This is a genomic window from Streptomyces sp. NPDC045287 (assembly GCF_056432325.1).
Map to the genome: position 1 here is coordinate 76,495 of NZ_JBWKJG010000018.1, position 15,731 is coordinate 92,225.

Annotated in this window: 14 protein-coding genes and 1 pseudogene; 11 read left to right on the plus strand and 4 right to left on the minus strand. The window is 72.1% G+C overall.

What is annotated here, in order from left to right; all coding sequences use genetic code 11:
* Positions 1-78: 78 nt before the first annotated feature.
* From AC07D6_RS26575 to AC07D6_RS26600, 6 genes are read left to right on the plus strand one after another with little or no spacing between them, the layout of a single operon-like run.
* On the plus strand, positions 79-1,467 hold the full coding sequence (locus AC07D6_RS26575; protein WP_479048400.1) for an isocitrate lyase/phosphoenolpyruvate mutase family protein: 1,389 nt from the start codon (positions 79-81) through the stop codon (positions 1,465-1,467).
* The gene (gene aepY / locus AC07D6_RS26580) at positions 1,464-2,609 is read left to right on the plus strand and encodes a phosphonopyruvate decarboxylase (protein ID WP_479048401.1); all 1,146 of its coding nucleotides are present in this window, start codon (positions 1,464-1,466) and stop codon (positions 2,607-2,609) included. The genes AC07D6_RS26575 and aepY overlap by 4 nt, the downstream gene beginning before the upstream one ends.
* The gene (locus AC07D6_RS26585) at positions 2,606-3,808 is read left to right on the plus strand and encodes a pyridoxal-phosphate-dependent aminotransferase family protein (protein ID WP_479048403.1); all 1,203 of its coding nucleotides are present in this window, start codon (positions 2,606-2,608) and stop codon (positions 3,806-3,808) included. Before aepY ends, AC07D6_RS26585 begins: the two co-directional genes overlap by 4 nt.
* On the plus strand, positions 3,805-5,496 hold the full coding sequence (locus AC07D6_RS26590) for an Sden_1168 family B12-binding radical SAM P-methyltransferase (protein WP_479048406.1): 1,692 nt from the start codon (positions 3,805-3,807) through the stop codon (positions 5,494-5,496). Before AC07D6_RS26585 ends, AC07D6_RS26590 begins: the two co-directional genes overlap by 4 nt.
* The gene (locus AC07D6_RS26595) at positions 5,483-7,732 is read left to right on the plus strand and encodes an FAD/NAD(P)-binding protein (protein WP_479048408.1); all 2,250 of its coding nucleotides are present in this window, start codon (positions 5,483-5,485) and stop codon (positions 7,730-7,732) included. The genes AC07D6_RS26590 and AC07D6_RS26595 overlap by 14 nt, the downstream gene beginning before the upstream one ends.
* Positions 7,729-8,556, plus strand: a complete 828-nt coding sequence (locus tag AC07D6_RS26600) for an Sden_1164 family protein (protein WP_315877490.1) — start codon at positions 7,729-7,731, stop codon at positions 8,554-8,556. The genes AC07D6_RS26595 and AC07D6_RS26600 overlap by 4 nt, the downstream gene beginning before the upstream one ends.
* A 36-nt stretch (positions 8,557-8,592) precedes the next feature.
* Here the strand turns inward: AC07D6_RS26600 and AC07D6_RS26605 are convergent.
* Positions 8,593-8,835 (minus strand): annotated as a pseudogene (locus AC07D6_RS26605) (helix-turn-helix domain-containing protein); the annotation flags it as partial.
* Positions 8,836-8,846: 11 nt separating this feature from the next.
* Positions 8,847-9,149 (minus strand): helix-turn-helix domain-containing protein, encoded by a 303-nt coding sequence (locus tag AC07D6_RS26610; RefSeq protein WP_315877489.1) that lies wholly within the window; start codon positions 9,147-9,149, stop codon positions 8,847-8,849.
* Between the two features lie 65 nt (positions 9,150-9,214).
* On the opposite strand from AC07D6_RS26610, the gene map reads away from it, so the two are divergent.
* The 4 genes from map (at position 9,215) to AC07D6_RS26630 (ending at position 12,771) form a co-directional block, all read left to right on the plus strand.
* A complete protein-coding gene (gene map, locus AC07D6_RS26615; RefSeq protein WP_479048410.1) occupies positions 9,215-9,997 on the plus strand; it encodes a type I methionyl aminopeptidase in 783 nt (260 codons plus the stop codon).
* Between the two features lie 258 nt (positions 9,998-10,255).
* Positions 10,256-10,648, plus strand: coding sequence for a DUF6153 family protein (locus AC07D6_RS26620; protein WP_479048413.1), 393 nt, complete (start codon positions 10,256-10,258; stop codon positions 10,646-10,648).
* Positions 10,649-10,768: 120 nt separating this feature from the next.
* Entirely contained in the window at positions 10,769-11,401 is a 633-nt protein-coding gene (locus AC07D6_RS26625) for a DUF305 domain-containing protein (RefSeq protein ID WP_479048415.1), read from the plus strand.
* 953 nt (positions 11,402-12,354) lie between these two features.
* On the plus strand, positions 12,355-12,771 hold the full coding sequence (locus AC07D6_RS26630; protein WP_479048416.1) for a CBM20 domain-containing protein: 417 nt from the start codon (positions 12,355-12,357) through the stop codon (positions 12,769-12,771).
* 162 nt (positions 12,772-12,933) lie between these two features.
* Here the strand turns inward: AC07D6_RS26630 and AC07D6_RS26635 are convergent, their stop codons facing one another.
* A complete protein-coding gene (locus tag AC07D6_RS26635; RefSeq protein WP_315877484.1) occupies positions 12,934-13,725 on the minus strand; it encodes an SDR family NAD(P)-dependent oxidoreductase in 792 nt (263 codons plus the stop codon).
* Between the two features lie 124 nt (positions 13,726-13,849).
* Complete coding sequence (locus AC07D6_RS26640) at positions 13,850-14,167, minus strand: hypothetical protein (protein ID WP_479048419.1); 318 nt, start codon at positions 14,165-14,167, stop codon at positions 13,850-13,852.
* 1,015 nt (positions 14,168-15,182) lie between these two features.
* On the opposite strand from AC07D6_RS26640, the gene AC07D6_RS26645 reads away from it, so the two are divergent.
* Positions 15,183-15,722, plus strand: coding sequence for a hypothetical protein (locus AC07D6_RS26645; RefSeq protein ID WP_479048421.1), 540 nt, complete (start codon positions 15,183-15,185; stop codon positions 15,720-15,722).
* Positions 15,723-15,731: the final 9 nt, after the last annotated feature.

Consider the following 15,731-nt stretch of genomic DNA (forward strand, 5'->3'; position numbering starts at 1 on the left):
GAGGCGTGTGTCGATTATTGCTGAACTTGACCTTCGGGGGTTCGCGTGAGCATGGCCGGGAACGACTTAGAGATCGCGATGGATGAGATATTCGAGGAAACCTCCACCGCCTCGCCGAATCTGACCGGGGGAGTCGCACGGAAGCAATCCGCGCGACTCAGGGAACTCTTTGCGCGACCCGGGGCGCTGCGCATCGTGGGCGCCCACAACCCGCTCGGCGCGCGACTGGCCGAGCGCGCGGGATTCGACGGCGTGTGGTCCAGCGGGCTGGAGGTGTCCGCCTCCCAGGGGCTCCCGGACACCGACCTGATGACCATGACGGACCTGCTGGCCGTGGCCGGCTCGATGGCCGCCGCGGTGGACATCCCGGTCGTCGCCGACTGCGACGCCGGCTACGGCAACGCCCTTAATGTCATGCACATGATCAGACGGTACGAGGCGGCCGGAGTCGCCGCGGTCTGCATCGAGGACAAGCGGTTCCCCAAGGTCAACAGCTTCATCCCGGGCCGCCAGGTACTGGAGTCCGTCGAGGTGTTCGCCGCGAAGGTGGCCGCGGCCAAGGCCGCGCAGCGCGATCCGAACCTGATGGTGATCGCCCGGACCGAGGCGCTGATCGCGGGCTGGGGCATGGACGAGGCGCTGACGAGGGCGGACGCGTACGCGGCGGCCGGCGCGGACGCGATCCTGATCCACGCCAAAGGGTCCTCCCCGGAGCCGGTCCTGGAGTTCCTCGACCGGTGGAGCGGGCAGCTTCCCGTCGTGGTGGTCCCGACCACCTATCACACCATCACCTTCGACGAGCTGGCCGAGGCCGGTGCGAAGCTCGTCATCTACGCCAACCACGGGCTGCGCGCGGGCATCACCGCGGTCAGCGAGGTCTTCGAGGCCATCCTGGACGAGGGCCGCACCACCGGCATCGAGGCCCGCATCGCTCCCCTCGCCACGGTCTTCGACCTCCAGGGCATGGACCGGATCAAGGAGAGCGAGGCCCGCTTCGTCCCCGCGCCGGCCGCCCCGCACGCGGCGGTCGTCCTGCCCGCGCCCCCGGGGCCGCCCGACGTGCGTCCCGCCGTCGACGGCCGGGTGGGCGCCCTGCGCGCGCGGGGGGTGCAGACGGTCCTCATCCCGGTCGGCACGGCGGGCCACGACGCCGAGGCCGTCGCCGCCACCGATCCGGGCGACCACTGCCGGGTCGTGGTGGTGGGCGGGACGGAGCCCCCCGAGGACGGCACGCTGCACCGGCTCCTGACGGAGTCCGCGGACATCGCCACGGCAGGCGACTCGCTCGCCGCCCTGTCCGGCCCGGCCTACAGCGCCCTGCGCGAGGTCGCGGGCAAGCGCATCGCCGACGGGCAACCGGACACGGCCCTGCACGCGCTCATCGGCGACCTGGCCGACACCGGCTGGACCGCGGTCGACGTCACCGCCGCCCGCGCCGGCTCCACCACCGCCGGAGCGGACGCGTGAGCCCTCAGCCCACCCCCGCCCCGCCCGCGCCCCCCGCGACCGGGCTGGACCCCGCCGCCGTCGTACGGGCCTTCCGTCAGGCGGGATTCGGCCCGTTCACCGGTGTCCCCTGCTCGTTCCTCGGCCCCGTCATCAGCTGCCTCCAGCAGGAGGCGCCCGACTCCTACCTCATCGCCAGCAACGAGGGCGAGGCCGTGGCCGTCGCGGCCGGGGCCCGTCTCGCCGGCCGCACCCCCGTGGTGATCCTGCAGAACTCGGGACTCGGCAACACGGTCAACCCCGTCACCTCCCTGCTGCACACCCTGCGCATCCCCGTCCTGCTGCTCGTGACCTGGCGCGGCGAGCCCGGCCGCCCCGACGAGCCGCAGCACGAGCTGATGGGCCGCATCACCCCGGCCCTCCTCGATGCGATGGAGGTCCGCAACGAGCCGTTCCCCGCGCGCGTGGCCGACCTCGACGAGCGGCTCGCCGTGGCCGCGGCGCACATGCGGGACACCGGACTGCCGTTCGCCTTCGTCGTGCCGAAGGGCGCCATCGGCCGTTACGGCGGCGCCCCCGCCCCCGCGACCGACCCCGGACTCATGCTGCGGGCCGAAGCCATCGACCGGATCATGCGGGCGCTCGACCCGCGGACCCTGGTGGTCGCCACCACCGGCAAGACCGCGCGGGAACTCGAACGCGACCGGGACCGCCCCGGCAACCTGTACGTCGTCGGCTCCATGGGCTGCGCCTCCAGCGTGGCGCTCGGTGTCGCGCTGCACGCCCCCGGCCGCCCGGTCGCGGTCCTGGACGGCGACGGCGCCGCGCTGATGCGCCTGGAGGCCGTCGTCGGCATTGGCCACCACGCGCCCGCCAACCTGCTGCACGTCGTCCTCGACAACGCCGCCTACGAGTCGACGGGCGCGCAGCCCACGGCCTCGCCCGGTGTGGACCTGACGGCCGTCGCCCTCGCGTGCGGCTACCGGTACGCCCGGGACGTCTCCACCGCGGACGGCCTGGACCGGGCCGTCGGCACGGCCGCGGCGGCCGGACCCGCGATGGTCAGGGTCCGTATCGCGCCCGGCTCCGACCCCGCGCTGGGCCGCCCCGCGCTGGCCCCGCCCGACTCGGCCGCACGCTTCCAGAAGGAGGTCCGTTCATGACGGCGCCCCAGCGGACCGGCCGGCGGCAGGCGGCACCCGCCCCCGAGCCGCTGGACGGCCCCGGCGAGACCACCGCCGCGCCGCGGCGCACGGTGCTCATGAACCCCGGACCGGTCGTCGCCGACGAGCGGGTCCGGGCGGCGCTCGGCGGCCCCGACCTGTGCCACCGCGAACCGGAGTTCACGGAGTTGATGAGCCGGGTACGGGACCGCGTCACGCGGATCTGCGGCGGAGGCGACGAGCACACCGCGCTGATCCTCACCGGTTCGGGAACCTCCGCCGTCGAGGCGGCCCTCACCTCGGTGGTGCCGGCCGACGGCGCCCTCCTCACCCTCGACAACGGGCATTACGGCCGCCGCATGCACGACATCGCCGTCGCCCACGGCCTGCGCAGCCACCGCCTGGACTTCGGCTGGACCGTCCCCCTCGACCTGGACGCCGTCGACCGGGCGCTGGCCGCGGACCCCGGACTGAGCCACGTCGCCGTGGTGCACCACGAGACCAGCACCGGCATGCTCAACGACCTCGCCGCCGTCACCCGCGTCGCCCACCGGCACGGCCGCGAAGTGGTCGTCGACGCCGTCAGCAGCGTCGGCGCCGAGGACATCGACCTGGTCAGGGACGGGATCGACTGGCTCGCCGGCTCCGCCAACAAGTGCCTGGAGGGCATGCCCGGCCTCGCCTTCGTCACCGGCCGGCGCGCCGCCTTCGCCGCCCTCGCCGGGCACCCCCGGCGCTCGTACTACCTGGACCTGGCGCGTCACTTCACCGCGCAGGAGACGTCCGGAGCACCCGCCTTCACCCCGGCGGTGCCCACCTTCTACGCCTTCGACACGGCCCTCCGACTGGCCCTGCGCGAAGGGGTCCCGGCCCGGCGCGACCGGTACCGCGCGCTCGTCCGCCTCCTGCGGGACGGGCTCGAACGCCTCGGGTTCACCCTCCTGCTGCCACCCGAGCACAGGGCGGTCGGCCTCACCGTCGTCCGACTGCCCCCAGGAGTGTCCTACGACGCGTTGCACGCCCCGCTGAAGGCGGCCGGCTACGTCATCTACGCGGCCCAGGGCCCCCTCGCCGAAGGGCACTTCCGGCTCTCGACGCTGGGCGCACTCACCACGGAGGACATCACGGGATTCCTGGACGCGCTGGCCCGCACACCGGCCGTCGCCAGCACTTTCGAACAGGGAGGAACCAGCCGATGAGCGGCAGCGGAGACGACCGCCGACCCGAGCGCGACCTGCGCGTCAAACAGAACAAACTCGACGAGAACCTGCCGCACGACAGCGAATTGCGCCTCTACCTGGCGGAGAAGGACGAGACGGCCCGTGTGAAGCGGCCCCACAAGGCCCCCTCACTGGTCGACTTCCGTCCGCCCACCGGCACCTTCCCCCGCACGCTCCTGGTCCAACCGCCGATGTGCCTGTACGAAGGCGCGGTCAAACGCGTCATCCCGCCGCTGGGCCTGTGCTACGTCGCGGCGGCCCTGGAACGGGACGGCATCGACGTCGACATCCTCGACTGCATCGTCGAGGGCGTCGACGAGGAGGTGCCGGTCACCGAGGGCGTCTGGCGGCTCGGCATGTCCGAGGAACGCTTCCGCGCGTACATCGCCGAGCACGACTACGACGTCGTCGGCTTCACCATGATCTACTCCTCCGACCTGCAGAACCTCTACCGGTACGCGCAGATCGTCAAGGAGGTGCGCCCCGGGACCGTCGTCATCGCCGGCGGCCTGCACGCCAGCATCTACACCAAGCGCTTCCTGCGGGACGCCGTCGTCGACGGGGTGCCGACCATCGACTTCGTCCTGCGCGGCGAGGGCGAGATCCGGCTCGGCCCGTTCCTGCGCCACCTCCAGGAGGGGCGCTACGACCGCAACGCCGACGGCCTGGCCGGCTGGCACGACGGCGAGGTGTTCGCCAACCCGCAGCTCGCCCGGATCACCGACCTCGACGCCCTGCCCTTCCCGGCGTACCACAAGGTCCCGTTGGAGCGGTACTTCGAACACAACGTGCCGTTCTCGCCCTACCCGCGGGGCCATCGGGTGATGCAGATCTACACGTCCCGCGGCTGCCCCGTGGGGTGCACGTTCTGCTCCAGCACCAACTTCTCCAAGGCGTACGTCGCCCGCTCCGTCGACAACGTGATCGCCGAGATGCAGTACTACAAGGACGAGTACGGCATCGACGAGATCCAATTCGCGGACGACAACCTCACGTTCGACAAGAAGCGCGCCATGGAGCTGTTCCAGCGGATGACCCCGCTGAAGCTGCCCTGGTGCACGCCCAACGGGATCATGGTCAACACGCTCAGCCCGCCCCTGGTGGACGCCATGGTCGCGTCCGGCCTGTACCAGATCACCCTGTCCCTCGACAGCGGCAGCGCGGAGACCCTGAAGCAGCAGCACCGCAAACCCGTGGACCTCACGCGGGTCCCCGACCTCATGCACCACCTGCAAAAGCTCGGCGTCCTCATGCACGGCACCCTCGTGGTGGGCATGCCCGGGGAGACCGAGGAGCAGATCGAGGAGGGGTTCCGGTACGTCGAGTCGCTGCCCTTCAACTCCATCAACGTCTTCATCGCGCAGGCCATCCCCGGCTCGGAACTGTTCGAACGCGCGGTGAGCAACGGGACGATCAGCTACGAGGGCGCCCTCCACATCGACACCGCCCGCTCCACGCTGCGGCTGGCCACCATCGCGCCGGACCGGCTGGAGGGGCTCGTCGAGGATTTCCTGGAGCGCTACAACAAGAGCATCTACCTGCGGGACCCCGAGGCGTGGGAGCGGAAGTACGCCCAGCACCGGGAGCGGATGGCGCGCATCTGCGTCGGACGTGCCTCGGCCATCACCTCGAAGATCATCGAGGCAGGCGACGTTGTTCCCTCCTGAAGCGACCGAAGCCCGCGCCCCGGCCACCGGCCCCGGAGCCGGCGGACCGTTCCGCCTCGCCGTCGTCGGCGGCGGACCCAGCGCCACCTACTGCATGGAACGGCTCTCCATGACCGTCGGCCGACTGGGCCCCGGCGAACGCCTGGAGGTCCACCTCTACGAACGCAGCGGCGAGTTCGGGGCGGGACGCGTCCACAGTTGGTCCCAGCCCGTCACCAGTTTCCTCAACCGCATCACGGGCCAGGTAGGCTTCGCCGCCGACGAAAGCGTGCGGGGCGCGCATCCGCTGCGCGCCCGGGAGGCCCGTCCCACCCTGTACGAATGGTGCCGGCGCCGGTTCGAGGCCACCGGCGACCCCGACTTCGACCTGCGCCCGGAGGACTGGCCGAAGCGCTACGTGCACGGCCTCGCGCTCAAGGAGATGTTCGAGGCGTACGTCGCCGAGCTGCGCGCCCACCCGGGCGTGACGGTCGAACTGCACGCCGTCGAGGTCGTCGACGTGCGGGAGGAGCACGGCGGCCTGGTGGTACTGGCCGCCGACGGCAGCAGCCGCCCCGCCGACCACGTCCTGCTGCTGACCGGCCACTCCCACAACCGGGCGGACAGCAGCGCGCGTACCGAGCGGCTGGCGCGCTTCGCCGAGCGCGGCGACGCCGTGTACGTGCCGTACGCCTACCCGCTCGACGTCATGCTGCCGCAGTCCGTCTCGGGGCCGGACACCGTGGTGGGCTGCGCGGGGCTCGGGCTGACCGCGATCGACGAGATCCTGTACCTCACCGAGGGCCGCGGCGGCATCTTCGCGCCGGACGGTGACGGGGAGCTGCGGTACCGGCCCAGCGGGCAGGAACCCCGGCGCATCGTCGCCTTCAGCGACACCGGCCTGTTCACCTACGCCCGGCCGCACAACCACAAGGAGCGGGACCCCGAGCGCCTCGAACACCGCGGGGTCTTCCTCACGGAGGAGGCCGTCGACCGGCTCCGCGCCGCGGTCGGCAGCCCCGCGGGGCCCGGCGGCACGGGGCGGCGGCAGCTCGACTTCGAGGACCACGTGCTGCCGGTGGTGATCCTGGAGATGGCCCACGTGCACTACGCCACGCTGTTCGGCCCGGGGGCCGCCGCGTTCGTCGCGTCCCGTGCCGAGCCGCGGTGGCGGCGTTTCCTCGACGGGGCGGTGGAGGGCGGCGCCGACGCCCTGCTCGCGCCGGTGCGCGCCGCCGTGGCGGAGATCGCCGACGGCCTGGACGCGGTGCTGGCGGCCGGGCCGGCGGCCGTACGGGCCCGCGGGTGGCCACTGCGGGAGACGGTGCTGCGCTGGATCCACGTCGTCCACGGCGCCGACGTGGCCGCGCTCGCGGCGGACCGCTACGCGGACCCGGGGGCGCTCGCCGGGCTCCTTCGGGGCCGGACCTCGCCCTGGCACCTGGAGACGAGCCCGCACGGCAACGTCTTCGACTGGGAGCGGACCGTTCACCCGCTGCCGGCCGACGGCCACCCGGATCGGGAGGCGTACCGGGAGGCGCTGCTGGACTTCATGGCGCGCGACCACGCGTGGGCGGCGCAGGGCAACCTCGACAACCCGCACAAGGCCGCCGCCGACGGAGTCTGGCGCGACCTGCGGGGCGTTCTCGCCCATGCCGTGGACGGAGCCGGGCTCACCCCGGATTCGCACCGCGTCTTCCTCGACCGGTACATGCGGCACCACAACAAGCTCGCCAACGGGGCGGCGCTGGAAGTGATGGAGAAGATGCGCGCGCTGATCCGGCACGGGCTGCTGGACGTGGCCACCGGCCCCGGGGCCCGCGTCGAGCCGGACGAGTCGACGGGCCGGTTCCGCGTCGAGGGCCCGCACACCGGGTCGGTCGTCCACGTCGACACCCTGGTCGACGCACGGGTGCACCCCTTCTCACCGGACAAGGACGTGCTGCCCCTGTACCGGAACCTGATGGCCGGTGGACTCGTGCGCCCGTGGCGCAACTCGGCGGCGGACGGCTCCTCCTTCGCCCCCGGGGGGCTCGACATCACGCCGCGCTTCCACCCGGTCCGGGCCGACGGCCGGACCGAGGAGCGCCTCACCGTGCTCGGCCCGCCGTCCGAGGGGGTCATGTTCTTCCAGTTGGGCGCGTTGCGCCCGAACCAGAACCACCACGTCATGCAGGACGTCCTCACCTGGCTCGAGGACTTCTGGGAAGCGTGCTCGACGGCACGGGCCGCGCGGCCGAGCGAGGTGGTCACGTGACGCGGGCCGTCGTGGTCCTGGCCGCCGGGGCGAACCGCCGGATGGGGGACGCCGCCCCGGTGCCGAAGGCGCTGCTGCCGCTGGACCCGGGGGACCCGGACTCGCCGACGTTCCTCAGCCGAGGGATCGACCTGTTCCTCGCGACGGGGGCGCAGCGCGTGTTCGTCGTCGTCGGCGAGCCCGCGGCGGAGCGGTTCGCCCCCTGCCTGGGGGAGGGGGTGGAGCTCGTCGCCCTCCCGCGGGAGTCCGCGCCCACCGGGTCCAGCGTCAGCATGTTGGCCGGCCTGGACGCCGTCCTGCGGCACCGTCCGAGGGGGGTGGACACGCTGGTCACGGACGCGGACGTGGTCTACGAACGCGCCCTGCTCGCCCAGTTGCTGGCCCGCTGCGACGCCTCCCGCCTCTTCACGGTCGACCGGGTGACCGGCGACACCGAGGAGGTGTGCGTCTACGGCGCGTCCGAGCACGTGCCGAGGCTCATCGGCAAGGGGATCGGACCCGAGGTGTCACGCGGCCTGGAACTGCTGGGGGAGAGTCTCGGGATGATCCACCTCGCCGCCGGGGACGTGCGTCCCTGCGCGGAGCTGACGCGGTGGATGGTCGGCGACCCGCCTTCCCGGCCCGCCTACGGCTACAGCCGTCGCCTGTCCGAGCACGAGGAGGTCTGGCAGTACCTCTTCGGGCTGTCCCGGCTCGGTGTCGCGCGGCTGCCGGGCTCCTTGCTGTTCTCCGAGTGCGATTTCCCGGAGGACTACCGGCGGATCACCGAGGTGCTCTACCCGGCCATCCGGGAGCGCGACGCGGCGCTCTCTCCCGCCGGCTGACGGCGGGCCGCCGCCCGTTGCCGTCCCGCCGGCCGCGCCGGGTCCCCGGCGCGGCCCGGTGTGGCCGAAGGCGCGGCGGAAGACATCGATGAACGCGCTCGCCGAGGACCGACCGCACCGGTGCGCCACCACCGTCACCGGTGCGTCCCCGGCGGGCAGCACCAGGGCGTGGAAGAGCCGCAGTGGGGTGCGCCACTGCGGGAACGTCATGCCGAGGTCGGCCTTGAACAACCGTGACGGCGTGCGGTCGCCGGCACCGACCCGCCTGCCCAGGGCCGCCGCGGCGTCGCTCAGGACGCCAGCCGTTCCGGGGAGCGGTGGGTGGGGCCGGCGGGCCCGACGGCGCGTTCGGCTCCGCTGATCTCGGCCCACACCGCGTCGAGGGAGAGGCCGAGGACGTCGGCGATCGCCGCGATGGTCGGGAAGGCGGGGGTGGCCACACGGCCTGTCTCGATCTTCCGGAGAGTCTCCGGCGAGATGCCTGCGGCGAGCGCGGTGTCGAGCATCGAACGCTCTCCCCTGGCCCGGCGCAGGAGGGCGCCGAGCCGCTGTCCGCGTTCGACCTCTTCGGGAGTGAGCGGCAACCTGACCATGGCGCGAATTCTATACCGGTACAGTAAGGCCGGTATAGTTATTGGGCCCGCGAGAAGGACGCCACATGATCGAGATCCTGAACCCCACCCTGCTGTCCCGGGCGAGGGACACCGGCGCCCTGGTCGCCGACATCCTGCAGACGGTGAAGAGCCGCAGCACGGTCGGCACGAACCTGTTGGACATCGACCGGTGGGCCAAGGAGATGATCGTCGAGGCGGGAGCCACCTCCTGTTACGTCGACTACGCCCCGTCCTTCGGGCGCGGCCCGTTCGGCCACTACATCTGCACCGCCGTCAACGACGCGGTCCTGCACGGGCGTCCGTACGACTATTCGCTCGCCGACGGTGACCTGCTGACCCTCGACCTTGCCGTCTCCCTCGGCGGAGTCGCCGCCGACGCCGCCATCAGCTTCATCGTGGGCGACACGAGACCTGCGGAGAGCGTCGCCCTGATCAGCGCGACCGAACGCGCGCTGGCCGCGGGGATCGCCGTCGCCGGGCCCGGGGCGCGAATCGGTGACATCGCCCACGCCATCGGCACGGTCCTCTCCCGAGCGGGGTACTCGATCAACACCGAGTTCGGCGGTCACGGCATCGGCTCGACGATGCACCAGGATCCGCACGTCCCGAACACGGGACGGCCCGGCCGCGGCTACACACTGCGCCCCGGACTGCTGCTGGCTCTGGAGCCATGGGTGATGGCGGACACCGCCCGACTCGTCACCGACGCCGACGGCTGGACCCTCCGCAGCGCCACCGGCTGCAGGACGGCGCACAGCGAGCACACGATCGCCATCACCGAGGACGGAGCGGAGGTCCTCACCCTGCCGAAGCAAGCACGGGCGTGAGACCGAACGCCGTCCTGCCGGCGCGGAACGCCTACGAGGTGGTCCCCACCACTTCCAGATCGCGGTCCATCAAGACCAGACGGTCCCGCTCCAGCCGCGTCTCGTAGCCGATGTCGTCCCCAGCCGTCGCACAGTGGTGCCGGCCCGCGAAGCCCTCGCCGTCTTCGGCCCGGCGGAACCCCCGGGCCGGCACCACGGACCCGAACGGCGCGGTGAGCCAGGAGCGTCCGTGAACAGCGTGCCCGTACGATGGCGGCTGTGACCGGCAGCATGCGACCGAGCCGCCGCCCCGTCGGGCGGCTGTTCGCGCTGCTCGTGCTGGCGGTGCTGGCCGGTGTGCTGGGCATGCACGCCCTGCCCCCGGGCGGGGCTCCCGTGCCGGAGCACGCCGTGGCCACGGCTCACGTTCCGGCCGCCGAGCACGCGACCGGAGCGTGCTCGCACGGCGACGGAGGCACCGGGCACCTCGCGCACGCGGACGGTACCTGTGCGGCGGCCGGTGTCGGCTCCGCGTACGTGCCGCCCGCGCTGGCCGGTGCCCTGCCCGACGCCCCGGCTGCGACGGCGGCCCGGCTGTCGACCCTCCCGGCGTCAGCCGTGCGGGTACGGGCGCCGCCCGACCTTTCCGAGCTGCAACTCCTGCGGGTGTAGAGCGGCCCGCACGGCACCCCCGCACGCCCCGGCCGAGGCGGGTGCCGCGCTTCCGCCTGTTCTCACACCCACCTGTGTTCCGCGCGCCCAAACGTGCGCGCGAAGAGGAGTTGCACCCCCATGACCAGTAAGCGTTCCCTCGTCCGTCGCGGCGCCGCCGTGGCCGCCGCCGGCATGGCCGCTCTCGTTCTGGCGGCCTGCGGCGGCAGCGGCGACGACCCGGCCGGACACGACGGGCACACCAGCACGTCGGCTTCCGCCACCGCTTCGGCGTCCGCGTCGCAGGGCCGGCACAACGCCGCCGATGTCGCCTTCGCCCAGGGGATGATCCCCCACCACCGCCAGGCCGTCGAGATGGCCGAGCTGGCCCCCGACCGGGCGCGGTCGACCGAGGTGAAGAGGCTCGCCGCGGACATCAAGAAGGCCCAGGACCCGGAGATCAGGACGCTGTCCGGCTGGCTGGCCTCCTGGGGCGAGGAGGTGCCTGCCGAAGGCGCCGTGGACCACTCCGTGCACGGCGCCGGCGGCATGATGACCGCCGAGGACATGGAGAAGCTGGAGAAGGCGTCGGGTGCCGCGTTCGACACCGCCTTCATGGAGATGATGATCGAGCACCACGAGGGCGCCGTGGCCATGGCGAAGACCGAACAGGCTGACGGGTCCTACGCGCCGGCCAAGGAGATGGCCGGGCAGATCATCAGTTCTCAGACGGCCGAGATCGAGAAGATGAACGAGCTGCTCGGCAGGGGCTGACCACACCACCCTCACGGGCAGGGGCGGCACCCGCAGGTGGCCGCTCCTGCCCGTGGCGTGTCGCACCGGCGTGCGGGCGGCCAGGCGCGACCGCCCGGTGCGACGCACCGCCCGGCGTCGGCGCGGTGCGGGAGCCCCGTCGCAGCGCCTCGGCGGCGGACTTCGGATCGCGGAGGGGTCCGGCGGTGACGCGTGCGTCCCGTCGGCACTCCCACAGCGCGGCGGCCTGCCGCACCACGGGGTCCGGGCCGGCCGGCAGCGCCGACCGCCCGCCCGCCGGCAGCGTCTTCCCTGCGCGCGCCGCGCTCCGGCACACTGCCGGAGCGCGGCGCGCGGCCGGCGAGGCCACGAACGACGGCACCAGGTGGGGCGGGGCCGGCAGGGCGGCCCGTACGGAGGGGTCGGGGTCGTCGAGCAGGCGGGCACACACGTCGTCCGGCAGCGGTGCGACCGTCGTACGGGGGGTGCGCCATTCGGATCCGTGAGCGAGAGCGGCCCGTACCCCGGGGGAGGGGCCGTCGGCGAGCCGGGCCCGCTGCTCCCGGGGCGGTGGCCGTCCCGCTCCAGCTCCGCCGCCCACCCGGCGGGCAGGGCCGGGCTGTCCACGGCGTCGAAAGCGCGTGCACTTCAGGACATTGACCGACTGGCCGGCGGCCGGAGGCGACTCCGGCCGGTCACGTCGGCCGACCCGGTTCTCCACGCCCACGCGTCGGCGATGCGCGGCAACGACTCCCCAGGTCGGCTCGGTGTCGGCCCTCAGCAGCCGTCACCCGTGGAGCTGTTGCAAGCGTTTCATCTCGAATAATCGCCTGTGAACTGGGCGATCTACTTGATCGCTTGACTACGTCTGAAAAAACCTTCATGAGATTGCGCAAGAAGCGTGAGGGTCACAAGGATGGGCGCCCGTCAGGACCTGACAGACCTTGCCGTCACCATCCGAAAGGACGTTTCCCATGGACCGCACCCGTCCTCGAATCCGCCAGCGCCTGGGTTTCGCAGCGGTGTTCGCCCTGCTCCTCGGGGCGCTCGTGGCTCCGCCGGCGCTGGCCGCACCGGCCGCAGGAGCGAACCAGAACTCAGTGGTGGCGACGTTCAACGTCACCGCGCACACGCAGTGGGGCCAGCAGGTCTACGTGACCGGCAACCGCCCGGAGCTCGGGTCGTGGAACCCGGACAAGGCGGTACCGCTCTCCTCGGCCTCCTACCCCACCTGGTCGGCGACCGTGCTCCTGCCGGCCGACACCAAGGTGGAGTACAAGTACGTCATCAAGGCCGTCAACGCCCCCGTCATATGGGAGAGCGGCCCCAACCGCACCACCGTCACCCCGCCGACGGGCACCTACATCACGAACGAGACATTCCGTAACTGACCGCCCGCGGGCGAGGGCCGGACGGGCGCACCGTCCGGCCCTCCACGGGGCGCTACGGCAACGGGTGCCGCGTTCACCACCGTGTCGAAGGCGACGCGGTGGTCCTGTGCCTCGCCCCCCGGTCACGGGCGGAGGGCCGGGAACCAGCGGTTGCCGGGCTGCTCAGGGCAGGATCGAGTCGACGTAGCCGCCATCGACGCGCAGGGCGCCGCCGGTCGTCGCGGACGCGTGGGGCGAGGCGAGGTAGACGACCATGTGGGCGATCTCCTCGGGCTCGATGAGGCGCTGGATCAGGGACTGCGGGCGGTGCTTGATCATGAACTCGCGCTGCGCCTCGTCCCAGGGCAGCTCGTTGCCGACCAGCTCCCGCACGAAGTCCTCGACGCCGCCGGTGTGCGTCGGGCCGGCGATGACGGAGTTGACGGTCACGCCCGTGCCGGCCGCCTCCTTGGCGAAGCCGCGGCTGACGGCGAGCAGCGAGGTCTTGGTCATGCCGTAGTGGATCATCTCGGCGGGGGTGACCACGGCCGAGTCGCTGGCGAGGTTGAGGACGCGGCCCCAGCCCCGCTCCGTCATGTCGGGCAGGTAGGCACGGATGAGCCGGACGGCGGAGAGGACGTTCACCTCGAAGTAGCGGCGCCACTCGGCGTCGTCGATCTCCAGCGGGGCGGCGGAGCCGAAGATGCCGAGGTTGTTGACCAGGATGTCGACCGTGGGAACGGCCTCCAGTACGGCCGCGGCGCCCTCCTCGGTCGCCAGGTCGCCCGCGGCGGCGATGACGTCGCCGCCGGAGTCGGCACGCACCCGGTCCACCGCGTCCGCGACGCGCTCCGCGCCCCGGCCGTTGACGGCGACCCGGGCTCCGGCGCGGGAGAGGCCGACGGCGATGGCGTGTCCGATGCCCTGGGTGGAGCCGGTGACCAGGGCGGTGCGGCCGGAAAGGTCGATCTGCACGATGTCCTCCTCGTCGGGGGCGGGCGGCTGTACACCGGTGCCGATGTACGTCGACGCCGGTGCACGGCAGGGTGTCCCGAGTGCTTGTTCCCGTGACACGAGGGACGGGCGCTCGGGGCGGTGGTCAGTTCAGGGTGTCGGGGTTCGGGCCGGTGCGCAGCCCGCGGTCCCGTCGCATCGAGCCGGGGCGGTTCGCCCCGCCGTTCGTGCGCTCGCCCACCGGTTCATGGAACCGGAGGGGGCCGATGCCGAGACCGTCCACCTTGATCGTGGCGTACCGCGGCTTCGCGTTCGACAGCCCTTGGGAGTCACCGGACGGGAGACGCTGCTCATGGTCCCCCGCGGCGACGGGTTCACGTCCGGTCAGAGCGTGGTGGAACGCGACCGGGGCGTCCGGATCCGAGGCCGGGATCCCGAGGGGGGCGGCCCGGGTGAGGTTCATGGGGGTACTGGCGACAGCCGCGATCCTTCCTCCATCGCCTGCGGTCTGCGGACGCGGACCACTGCGCAGGCCGGGTGTCCATGGCCCTTCCGGGGGTCATTATCCCGGTTTCAGGGGAGTGGGAAACTTTCGTCCCGCTTCCTGTGTGCGACCGTCGGTTTCCAGCCTCCAGATGTCGTTGCGGTCGGACACGGCGGGTGTGCCCGGTGGCCACCTCGGTGACGAAGGTTCGGGCGGCGTGCGGCCGGGACGTTCCGCGCGAGGCGATCTCGCGGTTCTCGCGCGCCGGTGCGGCGGGCTGCCGCTGTGGCTGGAACGCCGGACCGGGAGGCCCTGGCGTTCCTGGAACGGGAGCACGGGACGGGGGCGCCGCACCCCACGGCCGTGATGGTCTCCGTGACGGTGGGACGGATGCCTGGCGGTGAACTGGATCCGGCGGGGTCGGGAAGAAGTCGGGAACGGTGGCATCTGTGCTGTTTTGTGACGGCGCTGCCGGTGATCCTCACGCAAGCCGGTCGTGCCGTGCGGGACGATCGTGGCAGTGGTGAGGTGCGGGGCGGCTGCTCGCGTGTCCTCCGGAGGGGTGACGGGCAGGCCGCCCCTCCTCGAACCGATGTTGAGGGCGTACGGGAACGCGGTGCTTTCGGGGCAGGGGCGCGGTCGCTGCGAGATCGGCAAACTTCTCCGGTTGCCCGTCCCTTCATGCGTCATGCGTGTCACTCAAGTCACAGGTGACAGTGCATCCGTGCAAGTCGCAACTAAATGTGAGAGCTACCTGGAAACGTTCGCCCAAGACGGGCGGTTTGCCGTCCCTTCGCAGGAAGTTCCTTGCGAAAACCATGAATTGACGGCGCGTTAGGTAAGTAACGCTGCGTGTTGTTGTTCATGGAATCCACGGTTCCGTAGGGGCTTCAGAAAGAATGCGAAGGCGCATCGGCTGGTGCGCCTTCGTTCTGCGCGAGCTGCCTGGACTGCTTGTGTTGGGCTCGGGGGCTGCGCTTCTTCACAGAGGGGGATGCACGTGCGACGTGTGCGTTTGACGGTGGCGGCGACGGTGGCGGGGGCCGCCTTGTCCTTGCTGGGAACGGGGACGGCCTCGGCGGGTACGGGGCCGGCACCCACGCCGCAGCAGCGGGAGGCCACCGAGGCGGCGGGTACGGCGGGCACGGAAGCCGGCAACCCGGCCAGCGCCGTCGCCGTCGCGACGGGGGTGTGTTCGGACGCCTACCAGATCGGCGCGACCGAGTACATCTACCGGGGCAGCGAGAAGATCGCCTCGGTCAAGCAGTTCTACTCGCCCGGTTGTGACAAGAACTACGGCTACGTGTGGGCCTGGAAGTCCTTCCTGGACAAGAACATCACGTTCGACCTGACGGTGGGGGTGTGGTCATTCGACCGCAACGCCCTGGTGGGCCGGAAGGACGCCTTCGACACCCACGCCCAGGAGTTCTGGAGCAACGGCGCCGACACCGTCGACGAGTGCACCTCGGCCGACGGCACCCTCAGCATCACGGGCGAGGCCACCTACCACGCGCGTACCGAACGCCGCTGCTGACAGACGTCG

Bases quoted from the DNA above. Each gene is read 5' to 3' on its own strand.
- AC07D6_RS26575 (WP_479048400.1), top strand. From the start codon at position 79: ATGGATGAGATATTCGAGGAAACCTCCACCGCCTCGCCGAATCTGACC.
- AC07D6_RS26585 (WP_479048403.1), top strand. From the start codon at position 2,606: ATGACGGCGCCCCAGCGGACCGGCCGGCGGCAGGCGGCACCCGCCCCC.
- AC07D6_RS26590 (WP_479048406.1), top strand. From the start codon at position 3,805: ATGAGCGGCAGCGGAGACGACCGCCGACCCGAGCGCGACCTGCGCGTC.
- AC07D6_RS26610 (WP_315877489.1), bottom strand. From the start codon at position 9,149: ATGGTCAGGTTGCCGCTCACTCCCGAAGAGGTCGAACGCGGACAGCGG.
- map (WP_479048410.1), top strand. From the start codon at position 9,215: ATGATCGAGATCCTGAACCCCACCCTGCTGTCCCGGGCGAGGGACACC.
- AC07D6_RS26625 (WP_479048415.1), top strand. From the start codon at position 10,769: ATGACCAGTAAGCGTTCCCTCGTCCGTCGCGGCGCCGCCGTGGCCGCC.
- AC07D6_RS26630 (WP_479048416.1), top strand. From the start codon at position 12,355: ATGGACCGCACCCGTCCTCGAATCCGCCAGCGCCTGGGTTTCGCAGCG.
- AC07D6_RS26640 (WP_479048419.1), bottom strand. From the start codon at position 14,167: ATGAACCTCACCCGGGCCGCCCCCCTCGGGATCCCGGCCTCGGATCCG.
- AC07D6_RS26645 (WP_479048421.1), top strand. From the start codon at position 15,183: ATGCACGTGCGACGTGTGCGTTTGACGGTGGCGGCGACGGTGGCGGGG.